This window comes from Aquabacterium humicola (genome assembly GCF_030167915.1).
GTDB classification, from domain to species: domain Bacteria; phylum Pseudomonadota; class Gammaproteobacteria; order Burkholderiales; family Burkholderiaceae_C; genus Pseudaquabacterium; species Pseudaquabacterium humicola.
In genome coordinates, this window is the sequence record NZ_JARGNB010000005.1 from 317,330 (window position 1) to 338,585 (window position 21,256).

A 21,256-nucleotide genomic window follows, 5' to 3' on the forward strand; every position below is an offset into this window, starting at 1 on the left:
CTGCGGCGCAGCATGAAGGAATACTACCCTGAACATGGTGACGGCGCATGGCGCAATTGCACGTGCGGAAAAACACGTAACTATCAGGGCAATCGTTGGCTTCGACCTCCTCCCGGCGGGTGGCCTGCAAAGAAAAAGGCCCGGTCAAGCCGGGCCTCCGGGCGTGTGTAACCCTGGTTCAGAGCACCTTGGCGATCGACGACGCGACGTAGTCGATGTTGTTCGAGTTCAGCGCCGCGACGCAGATGCGGCCCGAATCGACGCCATAGACACCGAATTCGCTGCGCAAACGCTGCATTTGCGCTACCGACAGGCCGGAGTAGCTGAACATGCCGACCTGCGACTGGATGAAGCCGAAGTCCTGCTTCACGCCGGCGGCCGCCAGCTTCTCGACCAGCAGCGAGCGCATCTGCTTGATGCGCTGGCGCATGCCGGCGAGCTCTTCCTCCCACATCTTGCGCAGCGCCGGCGTGTCCAGCACGGTGGCGACGACCTGGGCACCGTGGGTCGGCGGGTTCGAGTAGTTCGTGCGGATCACGATCTTCAGCTGCGACAGCACCTTGCTCGCCTCTTCCTTGCTGGCGCAGACGACGCTCAAGGCGCCGACGCGCTCGCCGTAGAGCGAAAAGCTCTTCGAGAACGAGGTCGACACGAAGAAGTCCATGCCCGAGTCGACGAACTGCTGGATCACCGCGCCGTCCTCGGCAATGCCCTCGCCGAAGCCCTGGTAGGCCATGTCCAGGAAGGCAATCAGGTTGCGCTGCTTGAGCACCGCGACGACCTTCGTCCACTGAGCCGGCGTGATGTCGTAGCCGGTGGGGTTGTGGCAGCAGGCATGCAGCACGACGACGGTGCCGGCCGGCGCCGCGTCCAGCGCCGCGAGCATCGCGTCGAAGCGCACGCCACGGTTCTCGGCGTCGTAGTACGGATAGGTCTCGACCGGGAAGCCGGCGTTGGTGAACAGCGCGCGGTGGTTCTCCCAGCTCGGGTCGCTGATCAGCACCTTGGCGCCCGGCTGCAGCTTCTTCAGGAAGTCGGCGCCGATCTTCAGGCCGCCGGTGCCGCCGAGGGCCTGCACGGTGGCCACGCGGCCGGCCTTCAGGATCGCGCTGTCGGCGCCGAACACGAGGCCCTGCACGGCCTTGTCGTAGGCGGCGATGCCGTCGATCGGCAGGTAGCCGCGCGGCTTGTGCGCCTCGACCAGCTGGTGCTCGGCGGCCTGCACGCAGTTCAGCAGCGGCAGTTTGCCGTTGTCGTCGAAATACACGCCGACGCCGAGGTTCACCTTGGCGGGGTTCGTGTCGGCGTTGAATTGTTCGTTCAGGCCCAGGATCGGGTCGCGCGGGGCCATGTCGACGGCGGCAAACAGCGTCATCTCGGAAGCATCCTGTCAGAAGGGTGGCAGCAGCCGGCAGGGGTTGGCGGAGGGAAGGGCTGCAGGCCCCGCGGTTGCTGCGCTACCCTGTCTGGCTGACTGAGGCAGCGGGACCAACCCCGTGAGCCGCGCGATTTTAGTTCAGGGATTACCCGATGACCGAGACCGTCACTGCCGACACACTGGCCGCGCCGCAGGGCGAGTTCGTGACCTTCCCCGATTCCCCGTTCCAGCTGTTCCAGCCGTACCCACCCGCCGGCGACCAGCCGACGGCGATCGAACAGCTCGTCGAAGGCGTCCATGACGGGCTGGCCTACCAGACGCTGCTGGGCGTCACCGGCTCGGGCAAGACCTTCACGATGGCCAACGTGATCGCCCGGCTGGGGCGGCCGGCGATCGTCTTCGCGCCGAACAAGACGCTGGCCGCGCAGCTGTACAGCGAGTTTCGCGAGTTCTTCCCGAAGAACGCGGTCGAGTACTTCGTCAGCTACTACGACTACTACCAGCCCGAGGCCTACGTGCCGCAGCGCGACCTGTTCATCGAGAAGGACTCGTCGATCAACGAGCACATCGAGCAGATGCGGCTGTCGGCGACGAAAAGTGTGCTGGAGCGCCGCGACACGGTCATCGTCGCCACCGTCAGCGCGATCTACGGCATCGGCAAGCCCGAGGACTACAGCGAGATGCGCTTCATCGTGCGCTCGGGCGACAAGATCGGCCAGCGCGACGTCATCGCGCAGCTGATCCGCATGCAGTACACGCGCAACGAGGCGGACTTCGCGCGCGGCACCTTCCGTGTGCGGGGCGACACGATCGACGTCTTCCCGGCCGAGCATTCGGAGCTGGCGATCCGCATCGAGCTCTTCGACGACGAGATCGAGTCGCTGTCGCTGCTGGACCCGCTGACCGGGCGCATCCGTCAGAAGGTGCCGCGCTTCGTGATCTATCCGTCGAGCCACTACGTGACGCCGCGCGACCGCGTGCTGGCGGCGATCGAGACCATCAAGGTCGAGCTGCGCGAGCGCCTGGCCGAGCTGGTCGCCGCCGGCAAGCTGGTCGAGGCCCAGCGGCTGGAACAACGCACGCGCTTCGACCTCGAGATGATGCAGGAGGTCGGCCACTGCAAGGGCATCGAGAACTACACGCGCCACCTGTCCGGCGCGCGCCCGGGTGATCCGCCGCCGACGCTGGTGGACTACCTGCCGAAGGACTCGATCATGTTCCTCGACGAAAGCCACGTGCTGATCGGCCAGCTCGGCGGCATGTTCAACGGCGACCGGGCGCGCAAGGAAGTGCTGGTGGAGTACGGCTTCCGTCTGCCCAGCGCGCTCGACAACCGGCCGCTGAAGTTCCAGGAGTTCGAGGGCAAGATGCGGCAGGCGATCTTCGTCTCGGCGACGCCGCAGACCTACGAGCAGCAGCATGCCGGCCAGGTCGTCGAGCAGCTGGTGCGGCCGACCGGCCTCGTCGACCCGATCGTCGAGGTGCGGCCCGCGGCGACCCAGGTCGACGACGTGCTGCAGGAGATCCGCGACCGCGTCGAGGTGCGCGAGCGGGTGCTGATCACCACGCTCACCAAGCGCATGGCCGAGCAGCTGACCGACTACCTGACGGACAACGGCGTCAAGGTGCGCTACCTGCACTCCGATGTCGACACCGTGGAGCGTGTCGAGATCATCCGCGACCTGCGGCTGGGGGTGTTCGACGTGCTGGTGGGCATCAACCTGCTGCGCGAAGGCCTGGACATCCCGGAGGTCTCGCTGGTGGCGATCCTGGATGCCGACAAGGAAGGTTTCCTGCGGGCCGAGCGCAGCCTGATCCAGACCATCGGCCGCGCGGCGCGCAACGTCAACGGCCACGCGATCCTCTACGCGGACAAGATGACCGAGTCGATGCGCAAGGCCATCGGCGAGACCGATCGCCGGCGCCAGAAGCAGATCGCGCACAACGAGGCGATGGGCATCGTGCCACGCACGGTCAGCAAGCAGGTGCGCGAGATGATCGACGGCATCGTCGCAGCGCAGGACGACAAGACCAAGCTGAAGGGCTTCGTCGATGCAGCCGCCGGCGAAGGCCTGAGCGAGAAGGACCTCGCCAAGCGCATCAAGCTGCTCGAGAAGCAGATGCTCGAGCATGCCAAGAACCTGGAGTTCGAGAAGGCGGCGCGGGTGCGCGACCAGCTGGCCGCGCTGCGGGAACAGGCCTTCGGCGCCGGTGGCGCGCACGACGCCAGCGCGCTGCCGGCGCGCTGACGCGCTCGGCGAGGCCCGCGGTCGGCTACGATGCCGGCCGTGCTCTTCTTCCGCCGCAAACCTTTGCCCGAGATCAACGTCCTGATGGTGTGCCTGGGCAACATCTGCCGCTCACCAACGGCGGAAGGGGTGTTGCGCACGAAGTTGGCCCGCGCGGGACTGGATGGCCGCGTTGGCGTGGCGTCAGCGGGCACGCATGGCGAGCGCGGTGGTGCGCCCGATGTGCGGGCGGTCGCCGCCGCTGCAAAACGCGGTTACGACTTGTCGAGCATCCGCTCGCGGCGCGTGTCCAGCGAGGATTTCGACCGCCACCAATGGGTGCTGGCGATGGACGGGGAGAACCTCGAGCATCTGCAGCGACTCTGCCCGGCGCCGCTGCACGATCGCCTCGGGCTGCTGTTGCGCCACGCCCCGGCGCTGGGGCTGCAGGACGTGCCGGACCCCTACTACGGCGGGCCGGCCGGCTTCGAGCACGTGCTCGACCTCATCGAGCCGGCGTGTGACGGCCTTGTCTTGACGCTTCGCAAGCGGCTGGGAACTTCCTGAGGCAATCTCGACCGAATTAGTCGGCTTCAGATATACTTGACTACGGCAGTCGGAATTCGACCGCCATTCGGGTAAACCCGTCGGCACACTGCCGGCCTGACAGCCGCTCACCCACAACGGTCGTCAAGCTGCGGCATTCTGCCGCAGGGCACTCAGGAGAAACCCCATGCGTCTGACCACCAAAGGCCGCTTCGCCGTGACCGCGATGATCGATCTGGCCCTGCGCTCGAACAACGGGCCGGTCGCGCTCGCGGCGATCAGCCAGCGGCAACAGATCTCGCTGTCCTACCTGGAGCAGCTGTTCGGCAAGCTGCGCCGCCATGAGCTCGTCGAGAGCACGCGCGGCCCCGGCGGCGGTTATTCGCTGGGTCGCAAGGCCGAGGAGATCACCGTCGCCGACATCATCGTGGCGGTCGACGAGCCGATCGACGCCACCGGCTGCGCCGGCAAGGAAAACTGCATGGGCGACGATGCCGGCCGCTGCATGACCCACGACCTGTGGGCCAGCCTGAACCAGAAGATGATCGAGTACCTCGATTCCATCTCGCTGAAGAAGCTCGTCGACGACCAACTCGCCAAGGGCGTGTCGATCGAGGAAGCGCCGATCAAGCGCGCGATCTCGACCGTGCCGGTCGTCAAGCCGATCAAGGTGACGGCGCCGAATTCGGTGTTCGCACTCGGAAGCGCCATGTCGAAGTAGGCGGCGCCCTGTCGTAGCAGCGCGCCGCGCGCGCTGTCGACAAGACGCACGCGACGCAGTCCCAGACCCAGCCAACCGCCAATCCATGACCCCGCATTTCCCGATCTACCTGGACTACGGCGCAACGACGCCGGTGGACCCGCGTGTCGTCGACGCGATGATCCCGTGGCTGCGCGAACACTTCGGCAACCCGGCATCGCGCAGCCACGCGTGGGGCTGGGAAGCGGAAGAGGCGGTGGAAAAGGCGCGCGTGCAGGTGGCCGAGCTGGTGGGAGCTGACCCGCGCGAGATCGTCTGGACCTCGGGCGCGACCGAGTCGAACAACCTCGCGATCAAGGGCGCTGCGCAGTTCTACAAGACGCGCGGCAAGCACCTGATCACCGTGAAGACCGAGCACAAGGCGGTGCTCGACACGACGCGCGAGCTGGAGCGCCAGGGTTTCGAGGTGACCTACCTGCCGGTGCAGGAAGACGGCCTGATCGACCTCGACCAGTTCAGGGCCGCGCTGCGGCCGGACACCATCCTGGTCTCGGTGATGTTCGTCAACAACGAGATCGGCGTGATCCAGGACATCCCGACGATCGGCGCGCTGTGCCGCGAGCGCGGGATCATCTTCCACGTCGATGCCGCGCAGGCCACCGGGAAGGTGGCGATCGACCTCGCGAAGCTGCCGGTCGACCTGATGAGCCTGGCCTCGCACAAGACCTACGGCCCGAAGGGCATCGGCGCGCTGTACGTGCGCCGCAAGCCGCGCGTCCGCATCGAGGCCCAGATGCACGGCGGCGGCCACGAGCGCGGAATGCGCTCGGGCACGCTGCCGACGCACCAGATCGTCGGCATGGGCGAAGCCTTCCGCATCGCCCGCGAGGAGATGGGCACCGAAAGCGAGCGCATCCGCATGCTGCACAACCGGCTGCTGACCGGGCTGCAGGACATCGAGCAGGTCTTCGTCAACGGCGACCTCGAGCGGCGCGTGCCGCACAACCTCAACATGTCGTTCAACTTCGTCGAGGGCGAGTCGCTGATCATGGGCGTCAAGGGCATCGCGGTGTCGTCGGGCTCGGCCTGCACGTCCGCGAGCCTGGAGCCGAGCTACGTGCTGCGCGCGCTTGGCCGCAGCGACGAGCTGGCGCACTCGAGCCTGCGCATGACGATCGGCCGCTTCACCACCGAAGCGGAGATCGACTACGCGGTGCACATCCTGAAGGACCGCGTCGCAAAGCTGCGCGAGCTGTCGCCGTTGTGGGAGATGTACCGCGACGGCGTCGACCTGAGCACGATCGAGTGGAGCGCGCACTGACGCAGCGAGCGCGCACTGAATATTCGGAAATCGTTGGAGCACGGACATGGCATACAGCAGCAAGGTCATCGACCACTACGAAAACCCGCGCAACGTCGGCTCGTTCGAGAAGGGCGATGAGACGGTCGGCACCGGCATGGTCGGCGCCCCGGCCTGCGGCGACGTGATGAAGCTGCAGATCAAGGTCAACCCGGCCACCGGCCTGATCGAGGACGCGCGCTTCAAGACCTATGGCTGCGGCTCGGCGATCGCGTCGTCGTCGCTGGTCACCGAATGGGTCAAGGGCAAGACGCTCGACGAGGCGATGACGATCAAGAACACGACGATCGCCGAGGAGCTGGCGCTGCCGCCGGTGAAGATCCACTGCTCGATCCTCGCCGAGGACGCGATCAAGGCGGCCGTCAAGGACTACCAGGCCAAGCACGGCGATGCCGCGGCCCAGCCGGCGGCTGCCGAGGCCGCCGGCGCAGCAGCCCGCTGATCCCATGGCCGTCACGCTCTCAGAGGCCGCCGCCCGTCACGTCGCCCGCTACATCGCCCGCCGCGGCAAGGGCGTCGGTGTGCGGCTGGGCATCAAGACCACCGGCTGCTCGGGCCTGGCCTACAAGCTCGAGTACGCCGACGAGGTGGCCCCGGAAGACCACGTGTTCGAAGGCCACGGCGTCAAGGTGCTGGTCGATCCGAAGAGCCTGCCGTACATCGACGGCACCGAGCTCGACTTCGTGCGCGAGGGCTTGAACGAAGGCTTCAAGTTCCACAACCCGCGCGAGAAGGATCGTTGTGGCTGCGGGGAATCCTTCCGCGTCTGACGCCTGCAGCGCCCCCGATGCGACGACGGCGCGGTGTGGTTCGACCGCGCCGTTGTCTTGTCCGACCCGACCTCAACTGACCTTGCGCTCTCCCCGATGAAGCTCAGCGACGACGACTTCACGCTGTTCGGCCTGCCGCAGCGCATGGCGCTCGATCGCCGTGAGCTCGACGAGCACTGGCGGCAACTGCAGGCGACGGTGCACCCGGACCGCTTCGTCGCCGAGGGCACCGCCGCACAGCGGGTCGCGATGCAGTGGGCCGTGCGGGTCAACGAGGCCTACCGGCGCCTGAAGGACCCGCTGACGCGCGCAGCCTACCTGTGCGAGTTGCGCGGCGCCCCGATCGATGCCGAGAACAACACCGCGATGCCTGCGGCGTTCCTGCACCAGCAGATGGACTGGCGCGAGGCGCTCGACGACGCGCACGACGCACCGGCGGTCGAGCAGATCGATGCCGACGTCGCCGCGCACGAAGCGGCGCTGCTCGAACGGCTGCGCCACGCGCTGGACGACACGCCCGACACCGCGGCCGCCGCGCAGCAGGTGAGGGCGCTGATGTTCGTCGCCCGCTTCCGCGAAGACATCCACCGCCGGCTCGAGGCGCTCGACGCCTGACCGACGACACCCGACAACGAAGAACGCCGCCGCCATGGCCTTGCTGCAGATCTCCGAACCCGGCCAGTCGCCCGACCCGCACGCGCGTCGCATCGCGGTGGGCATCGACCTGGGCACCACGCACTCGCTGGTCGCCGCGATGCGCCATGGCATGCCCGAATGCCTGCCCGATGCGTCGGGCCGCGTGATCCTGCCGTCGATCGTCCGCTACGCGCCCGAAGGCGGCCGCCAGATCGGCTTCGATGCGCAGGCGGTGCAGGCCACCGACCCGGAGAACACCATCGTCTCGGTCAAGCGGCTGATGGGCCGCAAGCTCGCCGACGTCACCGGCGCCGCGAAGCTGCCGTACCGCTTCGTCGACCAGCCGGGCATGGTGGCGATCGAGACGCGCGCCGGGCTGAAGACGCCGGTCGAGGTGTCCGCCGAGATCCTCGCGACCTTGCGCTACCGCGCCGAGGACAGCTTCAACGACGAGCTCTACGGCGCGGTGATCACCGTGCCGGCCTACTTCGACGACGCGCAGCGCCAGGCGACGAAGGACGCGGCCCAGCTCGCCGGCCTGAACGTGCTGCGGCTGATCAACGAGCCCACCGCGGCCGCGGTGGCCTACGGCCTCGACAACGGCAGCGAGGGCCTCTACGCCGTCTACGACCTCGGCGGCGGCACCTTCGACATCTCGCTGCTGCGGCTGTCGCGGGGGGTGTTCGAAGTCGTCGCGACCGGCGGCGACGCCGCGCTCGGCGGCGACGACTTCGACCACGCGCTGGCCGACTGGGCGCTGCAGCAGGCGGGCGTGCAAGCGACGAGCGCGCAGGACAAGCGCAGCGTGCTGGTGGCCGCGCGGGCCGCGAAGGAAGCGCTGAGCGACGCGCCGGCTACGACGCTGCGCTGCAAGGTCGCCGACACGACGCTCGACCTTCGCGTCAGCCGGGAACAGCTGGAGACACTGGTGCGCCCGCTGATCGACCGCACGCTGGGCGCCGTGCGCCGCGTGCTGCGCGATGCGCGCCTGCGCAAGGACGAGGTGCAGGGCGTCGTGATGGTCGGCGGCTCGACCCGCATGCCCGCGGTGCGCGAGGCGGTCGGCGCGCTGTTCGACCGCGAGCCGCTGATCAACCTGAACCCGGACGAGGTCGTCGCGCTCGGCGCCGCGATCCAGGCCAACGCGCTGGCCGGCAATGCGCGCGACGGCGAGCTGCTGCTGCTGGACGTGATCCCGCTGTCGCTGGGCCTGGAGACCATGGGCGGGCTGGTCGAGCGCGTGATCGAGCGCAATACGACGATTCCCGTCGCCAAGGCGCAGGACTTCACGACCTTCAAGGACGGCCAGACGGCGATGGCCATCCACGTCGTGCAGGGGGAACGCGAGCTGGTGTCGGACTGCCGATCGCTCGCGCGTTTCGAGCTGCGCGGCATCCCGCCGATGGCTGCCGGCGCCGCGCGCATCCGCGTCAGCTTCCAGGTCGACGCCGACGGGCTCCTGAGCGTCGGCGCGCGCGAGCTCGGCTCGGGTGTCGAGGCCGCGGTGGTGGTCAAGCCGAGCTACGGCCTTGCCGACGATCAGATCGCACAGATGCTGCGCGACGGCTTCGCCAGCGCCGAGAGCGACATGGCCGCACGCAAGCTCAACGAAGCGCGCGTCGAGGCCGAACGCATGACCTTGGCGACGCGCTCGGCGCTGGCCGCGGACGGCGACCTGCTCGACGATGGCGAGCGCGCGGCGATCGACGCGCTGCTGGCCGACATCGCGCGCACGGCGGCAGCCGACGATGCCGCGGCGATCGATGCGGCGGTCGCGGCGCTGGCCGACGGCACCGAGGCGTTCGCCGCCGCCCGCATGAACCGCGGCATCCAGGCCGCGCTGACCGGCCGCAAGGTCGACGACATCTGAAGACTGAAGCCCCGGCCATGCCCGTCATCAAGATCCTGCCGCATCCCGAGTACTGCCCCGAGGGCGATCGCATCGAGGCGCCGCGCGGCACGTCCATCTGCGAGGCTCTGCTCGAGAACGGCATCGCGATCGAGCATGCCTGTGAGATGAGCTGCGCCTGCACCACCTGCCACGTCATCGTGCGCGAGGGCCTGGCGTCGCTGAACGAGCAGGAGGAAGAGGAAGAGGACATGCTCGACCGCGCGTGGGGCCTGGAGCCGCAGTCACGTCTGAGCTGCCAGGCGATCCTGGCGGACACCGACGTGACGATCGAGATTCCGAAGTACTCGATCAATCACGCCAAAGAGAACCACTGATCGGACAGACGCCGGGCGGGACCGGCGCTTCGTGCCGGCCGGGGCGCTCGAGGCTCAGGTGTACGTTTCCCAGGCGCGGTGCTCGTCCGTGTCCAGGTGCGGCAGCGTGTTGTAGGTCACCAGCATGTGCCGCTTCGGCGTGAACGCGAACTCGGTGACCGAGCTGTTGCGGATGCGCAGGTTCAGCTCGATCGTCGTCTCGGGCGGCGTCTGCAGCACCAGACCCATCGCGGTCGAGATCGGCCCGCCGCTGGAGACCATCAGCACGTCGCCTTCGTGCTTCGTGCGCACGTGGTCCAGCGCGCCTTCGATGCCGGCGACGAACTCGCGGTAGCTGGGCATGCCGGCGGGCTGCACCTCGGCCGCCATCCATGCGCGCAGTCCGTCGCGCAGCAGGCGGAAGTGGTGGCGCACCATTTCGGGGGTTTCGGGCTTCTGCAGCTTGTGCGGATGCACCGTGGCGATCACCGCTTCGCTGTCGTACTCGTTCAGGCCGGCCCAGGGCAGGGCGTCCTGCGTCACGCCGAGGCCCTCGGCGATCGACTGCCACGACTGCAGGTGGCGGTTCAGCGTACCGGTGACCACCGCCTCGAAACGCGCGCCGCGCTCGCGCAGGTACTCGCCCAGGCGGCGGCATTGCCGGTGGCCGAGCTCGCTCAACTGGTCGTAGTTCGCGGCACCGAACGAGGCCTGGCCGTGGCGCACCAACAAGAGTCGTCCCATGGGCGGGATTGTCGAATGGCATTCGACCGTCGCTTGTCACGACCGCGACCCGGTCGAAAAAACACCCTCCGGCGCGCTGCGCGACGGAGGGTGTGGACGAAAGGGCACGTGCCCTGCTGAGGAGATAGACAGACGCCGTTGCGAGCGCCGATCGATCTTTAGCAATGCCTATGCCAATGGGGCCGGCGGCTCAGGCCGCCTTCTCAACATGGCCGTGCCGCGTGTACAGGAAGTCCAGCACTTCCTTGCGGCAGTGCACGTAGGTGGCATCCTCGGCCAGCGCGACGCGGTTGCGCGGCCGCGGCAGCTCGACGGTGAGGATCTCGCCGATCGTCGCCGCCGGCCCGTTGGTCATCATCACGATGCGGTCCGACAGCAGCACGGCCTCGTCGACGTCGTGCGTGACCATCACCACCGTGCTCTGCGTGCGCGCGACGATCTTCAGCAGCTCGTCCTGCAGGTGCGCGCGCGTGAGTGCGTCGAGCGCGCCGAAGGGTTCGTCCATCAGCAGCACCTTCGGCTCCATCGCCAGCGCGCGCGCGATGCCCACGCGCTGCTTCATGCCGCCGGAGACCTCGTGCGGCCGCTTGTTCAGCGCATGGCCCATGCCGACGAGCTCCAGCGCCGCCTTGGCGCGCGCCTTCAGCTGCGCCTTCGATTCGCGCTCGCCGAAGACACGCTCGACCGCCAGGTAGACGTTCTCGAAGCAGGTCAGCCACGGCAGCAGCGAGTGGTTCTGGAACACCACCGCGCGCTCGGGACCGGGCGCGTTGATCTCGCGGTTGTCGCACAGCAGCACGCCGGACGTCGGCTGCAGCAGGCCGGCGATCAGGTTCAGCAAGGTCGACTTGCCGCAGCCCGAGTGGCCGATCAGCGTGACGAACTCGCCCTTGGCGACCGTCAGGTCGATCTCGCGCAGCGCGTGGAAACGGCCCTGCTTGGTGTTGAACACCATCTCGGCGTTCTGGACCTGGATGAAGTTCTTCATGTCGGTGCCTCCTGGCGCGTCAGCCGTCGAACGAGAAGCGCTTGGCCACGGCCATCAGCAACTGCTCGAGCGCGAGGCCGACGATGCCGATCACGAAGATCGCGATGATGATGTGCTGCACGTTCAGGTTGTTCCACTCGTCCCAGACCCAGAAGCCGATGCCTACGCCGCCGGTGAGCATTTCCGCCGCGACGATCACCAGCCACGCGGTGCCCACCGACAGGCGCACGCCGGTCAGCATGTAGGGCAGCACCGCCGGGAACAGGATGCGCGTGATGACCTTCCACTCCGACAGGTTCAGCACCTTGGCGACGTTGAGGTAGTCGCTGGGCACGCGCTGCACGCCGACCGCGGTGTTGATGATCATCGGCCAGATCGAGCAGATGAAGATGGTCCAGATCGCCGCCGGGTTGGCGGACTTGAACACCAGCAGGCCGATCGGCAGCCAGGCCAGCGGCGACACCGGCCGCAGCAGGCTCACCAGCGGCGAGACCATGCGGTTCAGGAACTCGAAGCGGCCGAGCATGAAGCCCATCGGAATGCCGACCAGCGCCGCGAGGCCGAAGCCGATGCCCACGCGCTGCAGCGAGCTGAGGATGTTCCAGCCGATGCCCTGGTCGTTGGGTCCCTTGCGGTAGAAGGGATCGGCGAAAAGCTTCACCGCGGCGTCGAAGGTCATCGCCGGGGTCGGGAAGCTCGTGCTCTTGATCGTCAGCAGCGCCCAGATGCCGATCAGCAGCGCCAGGCCGATGATCGGCGGCAGCACCTTCAGCGCGAGGCCGCGCCAGTCGAACGGCGCCCGCGCGGTCGTGGCCTTCGGGACGCTCACCTTGGGCGCTGGCACCGCCGGCGCTTCCTTCGCGGCGGGTGTCGCCGTGCGCGCCGCGGCGCGTTCGTCGGCGACGGCGTCGAGCGGGGAATGGAAAACGGCGCTGACCATCATGCGGCTCCCAGGGCCTTGACCTTGAACGAGTCGGCGTACTTCGCCGGGTCCTTGCCATCCCAGACGACGCCGTCGAGCAGCTTCGACGCGCGCATCGGGTCCTTCGGCACGTTGATCTTCAGCGCCGACGCGGCCTGCTTGTACAGCTCGATCTGGTTGATCTGCTTCGCGACGGCGAGGTAGTCAGGGTGGTCCTTCAGCAGGCCCCAGCGCTTGTGCTGCGTCAGGAACCACATGCCGTCGCTCAGGTACGGGAAGGTCACCGTGCCGTCGTTGAAGAACTTCATGTGGTTCGGATCGTCCCAGGTCTTGCCCAGGCCGTTCTGGTAGCGGCCGAGGATGCGCTGGTTGATCGCGTCGACGCTGGTATTGACGTAGCTCTTGTCGGCCACGACCTCGGCCATCTTCATCTTGTTCTGCAGGCCGGCATCGATCCAGCGGCCGGCCTCGATGATGGCCATCGTCACCGCGCGCGCGGTGTTCGGGTACTTCTTGACGAAGTCCGCCGTCGTGCCGAGCGCCTTTTCCGGATGGTCCTTCCAGATGTCCTGCGTCGTCACGCCCGTGATGCCGATGCCGTCCATGATGGCGCGGTGGCCCCAGGGCTCGCCGACGCAGTAGCCGTCCATGTTGCCGACACGCATGTTGGCCACCATCTGCGGCGGCGGCACGGTGATGACCTTGGCGTCCTTCATCGGATTGATGCCGACGCTGGCGAGCCAGTAGTACAGCCACATCGCGTGCGTGCCGGTCGGGAAGGTCTGCGCGAAGGTGTACTCGCGCTTGTCGGTGGCCATCAGCTTGGCCAGCGACGGGCCGTCGACCGCGCCCTTGTCGGCGAGCTTCTTCGACAGCGTGATGGCCTGGCCGTTGTGGTTCAGGTTCATCAGCACGGCCATGTCCTTCTTCGGCCCGCCGATGCCCAGGTGCACGCCGTAGACCAGGCCCCACAGCACGTGGGCCATATCCAGCTCGCCGTTGACCAGCTTGTCGCGCACGCCGGCCCAGGAGGCCTCCTTGGTCGGGATGATCTTGACGCCGTATTTCTTGTCGAAGCCCAGCATCGAGGCCATCACGACGCTCGCGCAGTCGGTCAGCGGGATGAAGCCGATGCGCACCTCTTCCTTCTCGGGCTTGTCGGAGCCCTGCGCATACACCGCGGCCTGCAGGCCGGGGATCATGCCGCTGGCACCGGCGGTGGCAGCGGTCGCCGCTGCGGCCTTGATGACGGTACGGCGTCCCATGTCGATCGGGTCCTTCGGGCTGGATGGCATGTGAGTCTTTCGAGCTGGAAAAACAAAAGGCGTCCGCACCGTCGGGCTCACTGATGGAGCCTTGGGTGGGGACGCCGTCGTCCTGGCCGTGACCGGTCGTCGTTGACTGGTCCGTGCAGTTCAATGTGCGGGCCCGTCGCCGTTGACCGGCCCGCAGGGACTATCGCAATCGCCGTGCCAGGTCCGTGAGGGGTGTTCCGGGCTGCTGGTGCACCAACTCGGTGTTCTGATGCATGCCGGCTGTGCCTGCCGCGGCCTGCGGACGCACCGCGATCAGGCCAGCAGGTCCGCCGCGTCGAGCATGCGCTGCGCGAGGTCCGCGAGCTTCAGCCCCTTGTCCATCGCCGCCTTGCGCAGCCGGGCATAGGCTTCCGGCTCGCTCAGCGCATGGCGGTGCATCAGCAGGCCTTTCGCGCGCTCGACGACCTTGCGCTCCTCGAGCTGGCTGCGCGCGTCGGCCAGCTCGCGACGCATCGATTCCTCGACCTGGAAACGCGCCATCGCGACGTCGAGCACCGGCTTCACGCGTGCCGGCGCGAGGCCCGCGACCACATAGGCGCTGACGCCGTTGGCGATCGCGTCGCGCATGTGCGTGGTGTCGCCGTCGTCGGTGAACAGCACGATGGGCCGCCGCGCATCGCGCGTGGCCATCACCACGTGCTCCAGCGTGTCGCGGGCCTGACTCTCGGCGTCGACGATGATGAGATCCGGCTGGATCTGCGCTAGGCGCTCGGGCAGGAAGATGTCCGAGGGCAGCACCGCGACGATGTTGTAGCCGCTCTCCAGCAGCCCGATGCGCAGGCTGCGCGAGCGCTCCGCGGCGCCGAGGTCCTCGTCGTCGGCGTCCGGGCCCGGCGTCAGCGACTCGGGCGCGATGATCACGATGCGCAGCGATGGCGCGGGTTCTGCCATGCCTGGGCTCGTGCAACTTTCGCGCCACCTAGAATTCCGCCGATGAACGTGCTGGGCATCGAATCCTCCTGCGACGAGACCGGCGTGGCGCTGGTGTCGACGTCGCCCGGTGGTGCGCTGCCCCGATTGCGTGCCCACGCGCTGCACAGCCAGGTGCAGATGCACGAGGCCTACGGCGGCGTGGTGCCCGAGCTGGCCTCGCGCGACCACATCCGCCGCGTGCTGCCGCTGACGCGCAGCGTGCTGGCCGAGGCCGGCGCGACGCTGGCCGACATCGACGTGGTGGCGTACACCAAGGGCCCGGGGCTGGCCGGCGCGCTGCTGGTCGGCGCCGGGGTCGCCTGCGCACTGGCCGCGGCGCTGGACAAGCCGACGCTCGGCGTGCACCACCTCGAGGGCCACCTGCTGTCGCCCTTCCTGTCGGCCGATGCGCCGAGCTTCCCCTTCGTCGCGCTGCTGGTCTCGGGCGGGCACACGCAGCTGATGCGGGTCGACGCGGTCGGGCAGTACGAGCTGCTCGGCGAGACCATCGACGATGCCGCCGGCGAAGCCTTCGACAAGTCCGCGAAGCTGCTGGGCCTGGGCTACCCCGGCGGTCCGGCGCTGGCGCGGCTGGCCGAAGGCGGTCGGCCCGACGCCTACGCGCTGCCGCGGCCCCTGCTGCACAGCGGCGACCTCGATTTCTCGTTTGCCGGACTCAAGACCGCGGTGATGACCCAGCACCGCAAGCTGGGCTCCGAGCCGACGGCGCAGCAGCTCGCCGACCTCGCCGCGTCGACGCAGGCGGCGATCGTCGAGGTGCTGGTGAAGAAATCGCTGCGCGCGCTGAAGGCGACCGGGCTGCAGCGCCTCGTCGTCTCCGGCGGCGTCGGCGCCAATGCGATGCTGCGTCAGCAGCTCGATGCCGCGGCGCTGCGGCGCGGCTTGCGCGTGCACTACCCCGAGCTCGCGCTGTGCACCGACAACGGCGCGATGATCGCGCTGGCCGCGGCGATGCGGCTCGATGCGGGCGCCGCGAACGCGGCCCGCGACTATGCCTTCGATGTGCGGCCGCGCTGGCCGCTGGACCAGATCTGATCCCCCGATGACTACAGCTTTCCTGCGCCGCCGGCGCATTGCTGCCGCGTTCGCCGCGGCGTTCCTTTCCGCCGGTCTCGCTGGTGTCTCGCTCGCGCAGCAACCCGCACCCGAACCGATCCGGCTGGCGATGATCGAGGGCCTGTCGGGCCCATTCGCCAACGCCGGCGAGGCGGTGTTCCGCAACCTGCACTGGGCCGTCGAGCGGGTGAACCAGCGCGGGGGCGTGAAGCTGCCGGGCGGCGCGCGCAAGCTCGAACTGGTGCGCATGGACAGCAAGGGCAACGCCGAGGAAGCGCTGTCGGTGCTGCGCGGCGCGCTCGACCAGCGCATCGGCTATGTGCTGCAGGGCAACAGCTCTGCGGTGGCCGCCGCGCTGATCGACGCGCTGAACAAGCACAACGAGCGCGAGCCCTCGCGCCGCGCGCTGTTCCTGAACTACTCGGCCGTCGAGCCGGCGCTGACCAACGAGCGCTGCAGCTTCTGGCACTTCCGCTTCGATGCGCATGCCGACATGCGCCTGGCGGCGCTGATGGACGTGCTGAAGGACGACCGCGGCGTGCAGAAGGCGTATCTCATCGGCCAGGACTACAGCTTCGGCCAGTACGTCGTGAAGCAGGCCCGCACGATGATCGAGGCGCGGCGGCCCGATGTGCAGATCGTCGGCGAGGAACTGCACCCGATGGGCCGGGTGAAGGACTTCCTGCCCTACGCCACCAAGATCCGCGCCAGCGGTGCGCAGGCGGTGGTCACCGGCAACTGGGGCAACGACCTGACCCTGCTGGTCAAGGCGGTGCGCGACCTCGGCGTGCCGGTCAAGTTCTACACCTTCTACGGCAACGCGCTGGGCGTGCCGGCGACGCTGGGTGAAGCGGGCGTCGGCTCGGTGCTGGCGGTCGCCGAGTGGCATCCGAACCTGGGCAATGCGCCGTCGGATGCGCTGGTGGCCGCGTTCCGCAAGCGTTATCCCGATCCGAAGGACGACTACCTGCATGCGCGCATGCAGGCGATGATCGAGCTGCTGGCGCAGGCGATGGAGCGCGCGAAGAGCGCCGACCCGGTGGCGGTGGCCCGTGCGATGGAAGGGCTGGAGCTCGATGCGGCGCCGCTCGGCGGCGTGCATGCCGGCTGGATGCGCGCCGACGACCACCAGTTCCAGCAACCACTGGTGGTGAGCCAGATGGACAAGCTGGGCGCGCCGGGCGTCAAGCACGATGTCGAGGGCTCTGGCTACGGCTTCCGCACCGTGCGCCGCTTCGATGCGAAGCAGGTCGAGGCATCGCACACCTGCCGCATGAAGCGGCCCGACTGAAGCCGCGAAGGACTGCAAGATGCGCGAGACGATTGCCAACCTGCCGGGGTCGAAGATCCGCGAGGTGGCCAATGCCGGCCTCGGCCGAGACGACGTGCTGGCCTTCTGGTTCGGCGAGAGCGACCAGGTGACGCCGGAACCGGTGCGCCAGGCGGCGGCCGAGTCGCTGGCGCGCGGCGAGACCTTCTATTCCCACAACCTCGGCCTGGTCGAACTGCGCGCGGCACTGCGCGGCTACACCAGCGCGCTGCACGGCGATCCGGGGGACGACCGCATCGCCGTCACCTCGTCCGGTGTCACCGCGCTGATGCTCGCGATGCAGTTGCTGGCGCAGTCCGGCGACGAGGTGGTCGTCGTCACGCCGGTGTGGCCCAACCTGCCGGCGCAGCCGGCGATCCTCGGGGCCCGGGTCCGGCGCGTGGCGTTGCGGCCGGACGCCGCCGGCGCATGGCGACTGGACCTGGACCAGTTGCTCGCGACGGTGACGCCGGCCACGCGCGTGCTGCTGCTGAACGCGCCGAACAACCCCAGCGGCTGGACGCTGTCGCGCGCCGAACAGCAGGCGATCGTCGAGCATTGCCGGCGCACCGGCACGTGGATCGTCGCCGACGAGGTCTACGAGCGGCTGTGGTTCGGCTCGGGCAGCATCTGCGCGCCGAGCTTCCTCGACGTCACGACGCCCGACGACCGGCTGATCGTCGTGCACAGCTTCTCGAAGAGCTTCCTGATGACCGGCTGGCGTCTGGGCTGGATGGTGCTGCCGCGCGGTCACCTCGATGCGATGGGCAAGCTCATCGAGTTCAACAGCTCCTGCGCACCCGTGTTCGTGCAACGCGGCGGGCTCGCCGCGCTGGCCGATGCCGAGGCCTCGGTGCCGGCGCTGATCGGCCACCTGAAGACCTGCCGCGACACGCTGTGCGCTGCGCTCGGCGCCTTGCCCGGCGTGCGCCTGGCGACCCCCGATGGCGGCATGTATGCCTTCCTGCAGGTGCCGGAGCTCCCCGAGGCGCGCGATTCGCTGGCCTTCGCGAAGCGCCTCGTCGCCGAGCACGGCCTGGGGCTGGCGCCCGGCGCGGCCTTCGGCGACGAAGGCGAAGGCTGGCTGCGCTGGTGCTTGGCCTCGCGTGACCCGGCGCGGCTCTTGCAGGGTGTCGAGCGCCTGCGGTCGGCACTTCGCCTATAATCCGCGAGTTTTGTGCGCCTGCCCGGGTTGAATTCGGGCCGGCACGCAGGACGAAGCAAGCACGGCGCGGGTCGGTTTCACCCGCGGCCGCAAGTGGCAACCGGAAACCGCGACGGCTGAGATCCCACCAGAAGGGGTCCGTCGGGCGGCTTCCAATACTCAGGAAACGTACCCATGTCCGTCGCCGATATCAACCGCGCCGAAATCGTCAAGAGCAACGCCCGCGCTGCCAACGACACCGGCTCTCCCGAAGTGCAGGTGGCCCTGCTGACCGCCCGCATCAACGAACTGACCCCGCACTTCAAGACCCATCTGAAGGATCACCACGGCCGTCGCGGCCTGCTGAAGATGGTCAGCCGCCGTCGCAAGCTGCTGGACTACCTGAAGGGCAAGGACGCTGACCGCTACACCGCGCTGATCCACAAGCTCGGCCTGCGCAAGTAAGCAGCCCACCATCGAAAGAGCCTGTCTGGACCTCCTCCAGCACAGGCTCTTTTGACTTTGGAGCGTGCCGATTCAGTCGCAGCTGTGTCATTCCACCGCCGCCCGAGCAGTCCGGGGCCTCGTTGGAATGGCATGCCGCTGAACCCGGCTCAACAGACGCTCCCGGTCGACCGGCGCCACCGCCAGAGTGCGCCCTCCAAGAACCGGAGACACCCATGAGCATGTTCAACAAGATCACCAAGACCTTCCAGTGGGGCCCCCATCAGGTCACGATGGAAACCGGGGAGATCGCCCGCCAGTCCAGCGGCGCCGTCGTTGTCGACATCGAAGGCACCGTGGTGCTGGCCACCGTCGTCGCACGCACCGAAGCCAAGGCCGGCCAGGACTTCTTCCCGCTGACGGTCGACTACATCGAGAAGACCTACGCCGCCGGCAAGATCCCGGGCAGCTTCTTCAAGCGTGAAGGCCGCCCGAGCGAGCTGGAGACGCTGACCAGCCGCCTGATCGACCGCCCGATCCGCCCGCTGTTCCCCGAGGGCTTCTTCAACGAGGTGCAGGTCGTCATCCATGTGCTGAGCCTGAACCCCGAGGTGCAGGCCGACGTCGCCGCGATGATCGCCACCAGCGCCGCGCTGAGCGTCTCCGGCATCCCGTTCAACGGACCGATCGGCGCCGCGCGTGTCGGCTACGTCAACGGCGAATATGTGCTGAACCCGGGCAAGACCCAGCTCGCCGAGTCGAAGATGGACCTCGTCGTCGCCGGCACCGAAGCCGCGGTGCTGATGGTCGAGTCCGAGGCCGACCAGCTGAGCGAAGAAGTGATGCTCGGCGCCGTGGTCTTCGGCCATGAGCAGGGCAACGTCGCGATCAACGCCATCCACGAGCTCGTGCGCGAGGCCGGCAAGGCCGAATGGCAGTGGCAGGCCCCGGCGAAGGACGAAGCCTTCATCGCCAAGGTCACGCAGCTGGCCGAAGAGCCGCTGCGCGCTGCCTACCAGATCCGCAGCAAGCAGGCCCGCACCCAGGCCACGCGCGAGGCGTACGCGAACACGCTGGCCGCGCTGAAGGCCGAAGGCGCCGAGTTCGACAGCGTGAAGGTCGAAGGCCTGCTGTTCGACATCGAGGCCCGCATCGTGCGCGGCCAGATCCTCGCCGGCGAGCCGCGCATCGACGGCCGCGACACCCGCACGGTGCGCCCGATCGAGATCCGCACCGGCGTGCTGCCGCGCACCCACGGCTCGGCGCTGTTCACGCGCGGCGAGACGCAGGCGCTGGTGATCTCGACGCTGGGCACCGACCGCGACGCGCAGCGCATCGACGCGCTGGCCGGCGAGTTCGAAGACCGCTTCATGCTCCACTACAACATGCCCCCGTTCGCCACCGGCGAAACCGGGCGCGTGGGCAGCCCGAAGCGGCGCGAGATCGGCCACGGCCGCCTCGCCAAGCGCGCGCTGATCGCCGCGCTGCCGAGCAAGGAAGACTTCCCGTACTCGATCCGCGTCGTCTCGGAGATCACCGAGTCGAACGGTTCGTCGTCGATGGCCTCGGTCTGCGGCGGCTGTCTGGCGCTGATGGACGCCGGCGTGCCGATGAAGGCGCACGTCGCCGGCATCGCGATGGGCCTGATCAAGGAAGGCAACCGCTTCGCGGTGCTCACCGACATCCTGGGTGACGAGGACCACCTCGGCGACATGGACTTCAAGGTGGCCGGCACCACCGCCGGCGTGACGGCCCTGCAGATGGACATCAAGATCCAGGGCATCACGAAGGAGATCATGCAGGTCGCGCTGGCGCAGGCCAAGGAAGCGCGCATGCACATCCTGGGCAAGATGCAGGAAGCCGTCGGCGAGGCGAAGACCGAGGTCTCGCAGTTCGCGCCGCGCCTGTACACGATGAAGATCAACCCGGAGAAGATCCGCGACGTGATCGGCAAGGGCGGTGCGACGATCCGCGCGCTGACCGAGGAAACCGGCTGCACGATCGACATCGGCGAGGACGGCACCATCACCATCGCCTCCACGGATGCCGACAAGGCGGAGTTCGCGAAGAAGCGCATCACCGAGATCACCGCCGAGGCGGAGATCGGCAAGGTGTACGAGGGCCCGATCACCAAGATCCTGGACTTCGGCGCGCTCGTGAACATCCTGCCGGGCAAGGACGGCCTGCTGCACATCAGCCAGATCGCGCACCAGCGCGTCGAGAAGGTCACCGACTTCCTGCAGGAAGGCCAGGTCGTCAAGGTCAAGGTGCTGGAGACCGACGAGAAGGGCCGCATCAAGCTGTCGATGAAGGCGCTGCTCGACAAGCCCGAGGGCTACGAGGAAGAACGCTTCGAGCGCGGCCCGCGGGGTGACCGGGGTGACCGCGGTGATCGTGGCGACCGGGGCCCGCGTGGCGATCGCGGCGACCGCGGCGATCGTCCGCCGCGCCGCGAGCGCAGCGATCGTCCGGACCGTGCCGAGCAGCCGCGCGAAGGCGGCGAGGGCACGCCCGAGGGCGACGCAGCTGCCGAGACGCGTGGCGTCGAGCAACAGCAGCAGGACCAGCAGTAAACCG

Annotated in this window: 20 protein-coding genes; 14 read left to right on the forward strand and 6 right to left on the reverse strand. The window is 68.3% G+C overall.

Annotated features, from left to right (window positions below; genetic code table 11):
* Positions 1-178: 178 nt before the first annotated feature.
* Positions 179-1,375: an amino acid aminotransferase gene (locus tag P1K89_RS22645; protein WP_284618793.1), complete on the reverse strand. Its 1,197-nt coding sequence runs from the start codon at positions 1,373-1,375 to the stop codon at positions 179-181.
* A gap of 155 nt (positions 1,376-1,530) precedes the next feature.
* On the opposite strand from P1K89_RS22645, the gene uvrB reads away from it, so the two are divergent.
* From uvrB to fdx, 9 genes are all read left to right on the forward strand, one after another.
* Positions 1,531-3,627, forward strand: coding sequence for an excinuclease ABC subunit UvrB (gene uvrB, locus P1K89_RS22650; protein ID WP_284618794.1), 2,097 nt, complete (start codon positions 1,531-1,533; stop codon positions 3,625-3,627).
* 39 nt (positions 3,628-3,666) lie between these two features.
* Entirely contained in the window at positions 3,667-4,173 is a 507-nt protein-coding gene (locus P1K89_RS22655) for a low molecular weight protein-tyrosine-phosphatase (RefSeq protein WP_284618795.1), read from the forward strand.
* 166 nt (positions 4,174-4,339) lie between these two features.
* Positions 4,340-4,873 (forward strand): Fe-S cluster assembly transcriptional regulator IscR, encoded by a 534-nt coding sequence (gene iscR / locus P1K89_RS22660; protein WP_173129564.1) that lies wholly within the window; start codon positions 4,340-4,342, stop codon positions 4,871-4,873.
* An 85-nt stretch (positions 4,874-4,958) separates the two neighbouring features.
* Positions 4,959-6,173, forward strand: a complete 1,215-nt coding sequence (locus P1K89_RS22665; protein ID WP_284618796.1) for an IscS subfamily cysteine desulfurase — start codon at positions 4,959-4,961, stop codon at positions 6,171-6,173.
* 46 nt (positions 6,174-6,219) lie between these two features.
* Positions 6,220-6,654, forward strand: coding sequence for a Fe-S cluster assembly scaffold IscU (iscU, locus tag P1K89_RS22670; RefSeq protein ID WP_284618797.1), 435 nt, complete (start codon positions 6,220-6,222; stop codon positions 6,652-6,654).
* 4 nt (positions 6,655-6,658) lie between these two features.
* On the forward strand, positions 6,659-6,982 hold the full coding sequence (gene iscA, locus P1K89_RS22675) for an iron-sulfur cluster assembly protein IscA (RefSeq protein WP_284618798.1): 324 nt from the start codon (positions 6,659-6,661) through the stop codon (positions 6,980-6,982).
* A gap of 96 nt (positions 6,983-7,078) precedes the next feature.
* Positions 7,079-7,597, forward strand: coding sequence for a Fe-S protein assembly co-chaperone HscB (hscB, locus tag P1K89_RS22680; RefSeq protein WP_284618799.1), 519 nt, complete (start codon positions 7,079-7,081; stop codon positions 7,595-7,597).
* 34 nt (positions 7,598-7,631) lie between these two features.
* Positions 7,632-9,488 (forward strand): Fe-S protein assembly chaperone HscA, encoded by a 1,857-nt coding sequence (gene hscA / locus P1K89_RS22685; protein ID WP_284618800.1) that lies wholly within the window; start codon positions 7,632-7,634, stop codon positions 9,486-9,488.
* A gap of 17 nt (positions 9,489-9,505) precedes the next feature.
* A complete protein-coding gene (gene fdx / locus P1K89_RS22690; RefSeq protein ID WP_284618801.1) occupies positions 9,506-9,844 on the forward strand; it encodes an ISC system 2Fe-2S type ferredoxin in 339 nt (112 codons plus the stop codon).
* 54 nt (positions 9,845-9,898) lie between these two features.
* On the opposite strand, the gene P1K89_RS22695 is transcribed toward fdx, so the two are convergent.
* The 5 genes from P1K89_RS22695 to P1K89_RS22715 form a co-directional block, all read right to left on the reverse strand.
* A complete protein-coding gene (locus P1K89_RS22695; protein ID WP_284618802.1) occupies positions 9,899-10,567 on the reverse strand; it encodes a histidine phosphatase family protein in 669 nt (222 codons plus the stop codon).
* Between the two features lie 190 nt (positions 10,568-10,757).
* Positions 10,758-11,555: an ABC transporter ATP-binding protein gene (locus P1K89_RS22700; protein ID WP_284618803.1), complete on the reverse strand. Its 798-nt coding sequence runs from the start codon at positions 11,553-11,555 to the stop codon at positions 10,758-10,760.
* A 19-nt stretch (positions 11,556-11,574) separates the two neighbouring features.
* Complete coding sequence (gene ntrB / locus P1K89_RS22705; protein ID WP_284618804.1) at positions 11,575-12,495, reverse strand: nitrate ABC transporter permease; 921 nt, start codon at positions 12,493-12,495, stop codon at positions 11,575-11,577.
* Positions 12,495-13,742, reverse strand: coding sequence for a CmpA/NrtA family ABC transporter substrate-binding protein (locus P1K89_RS22710; RefSeq protein WP_284618805.1), 1,248 nt, complete (start codon positions 13,740-13,742; stop codon positions 12,495-12,497). The genes ntrB and P1K89_RS22710 overlap by 1 nt, the downstream gene beginning before the upstream one ends.
* A gap of 303 nt (positions 13,743-14,045) precedes the next feature.
* A complete protein-coding gene (locus P1K89_RS22715; protein ID WP_284618806.1) occupies positions 14,046-14,684 on the reverse strand; it encodes an ANTAR domain-containing response regulator in 639 nt (212 codons plus the stop codon).
* A 42-nt stretch (positions 14,685-14,726) separates the two neighbouring features.
* On the opposite strand from P1K89_RS22715, the gene tsaD reads away from it, so the two are divergent.
* The 5 genes from tsaD to pnp all read left to right on the forward strand — a co-directional run bounded on the left by tsaD (position 14,727) and on the right by pnp (position 21,252).
* Positions 14,727-15,761, forward strand: coding sequence for a tRNA (adenosine(37)-N6)-threonylcarbamoyltransferase complex transferase subunit TsaD (tsaD, locus tag P1K89_RS22720; protein WP_284618807.1), 1,035 nt, complete (start codon positions 14,727-14,729; stop codon positions 15,759-15,761).
* Between the two features lie 7 nt (positions 15,762-15,768).
* On the forward strand, positions 15,769-17,073 hold the full coding sequence (locus P1K89_RS22725; RefSeq protein ID WP_284618808.1) for a branched-chain amino acid ABC transporter substrate-binding protein: 1,305 nt from the start codon (positions 15,769-15,771) through the stop codon (positions 17,071-17,073).
* A gap of 19 nt (positions 17,074-17,092) precedes the next feature.
* Positions 17,093-18,256 carry a pyridoxal phosphate-dependent aminotransferase gene (locus tag P1K89_RS22730; protein WP_284618809.1) on the forward strand — a complete coding sequence of 388 codons (1,164 nt, stop codon included), beginning with the start codon at positions 17,093-17,095 and terminating at the stop codon, positions 18,254-18,256.
* A 174-nt stretch (positions 18,257-18,430) separates the two neighbouring features.
* Positions 18,431-18,700: a 30S ribosomal protein S15 gene (rpsO, locus tag P1K89_RS22735; protein ID WP_284618810.1), complete on the forward strand. Its 270-nt coding sequence runs from the start codon at positions 18,431-18,433 to the stop codon at positions 18,698-18,700.
* 215 nt (positions 18,701-18,915) lie between these two features.
* Positions 18,916-21,252 carry a polyribonucleotide nucleotidyltransferase gene (gene pnp, locus P1K89_RS22740; protein ID WP_284618811.1) on the forward strand — a complete coding sequence of 779 codons (2,337 nt, stop codon included), beginning with the start codon at positions 18,916-18,918 and terminating at the stop codon, positions 21,250-21,252.
* Positions 21,253-21,256: the final 4 nt, after the last annotated feature.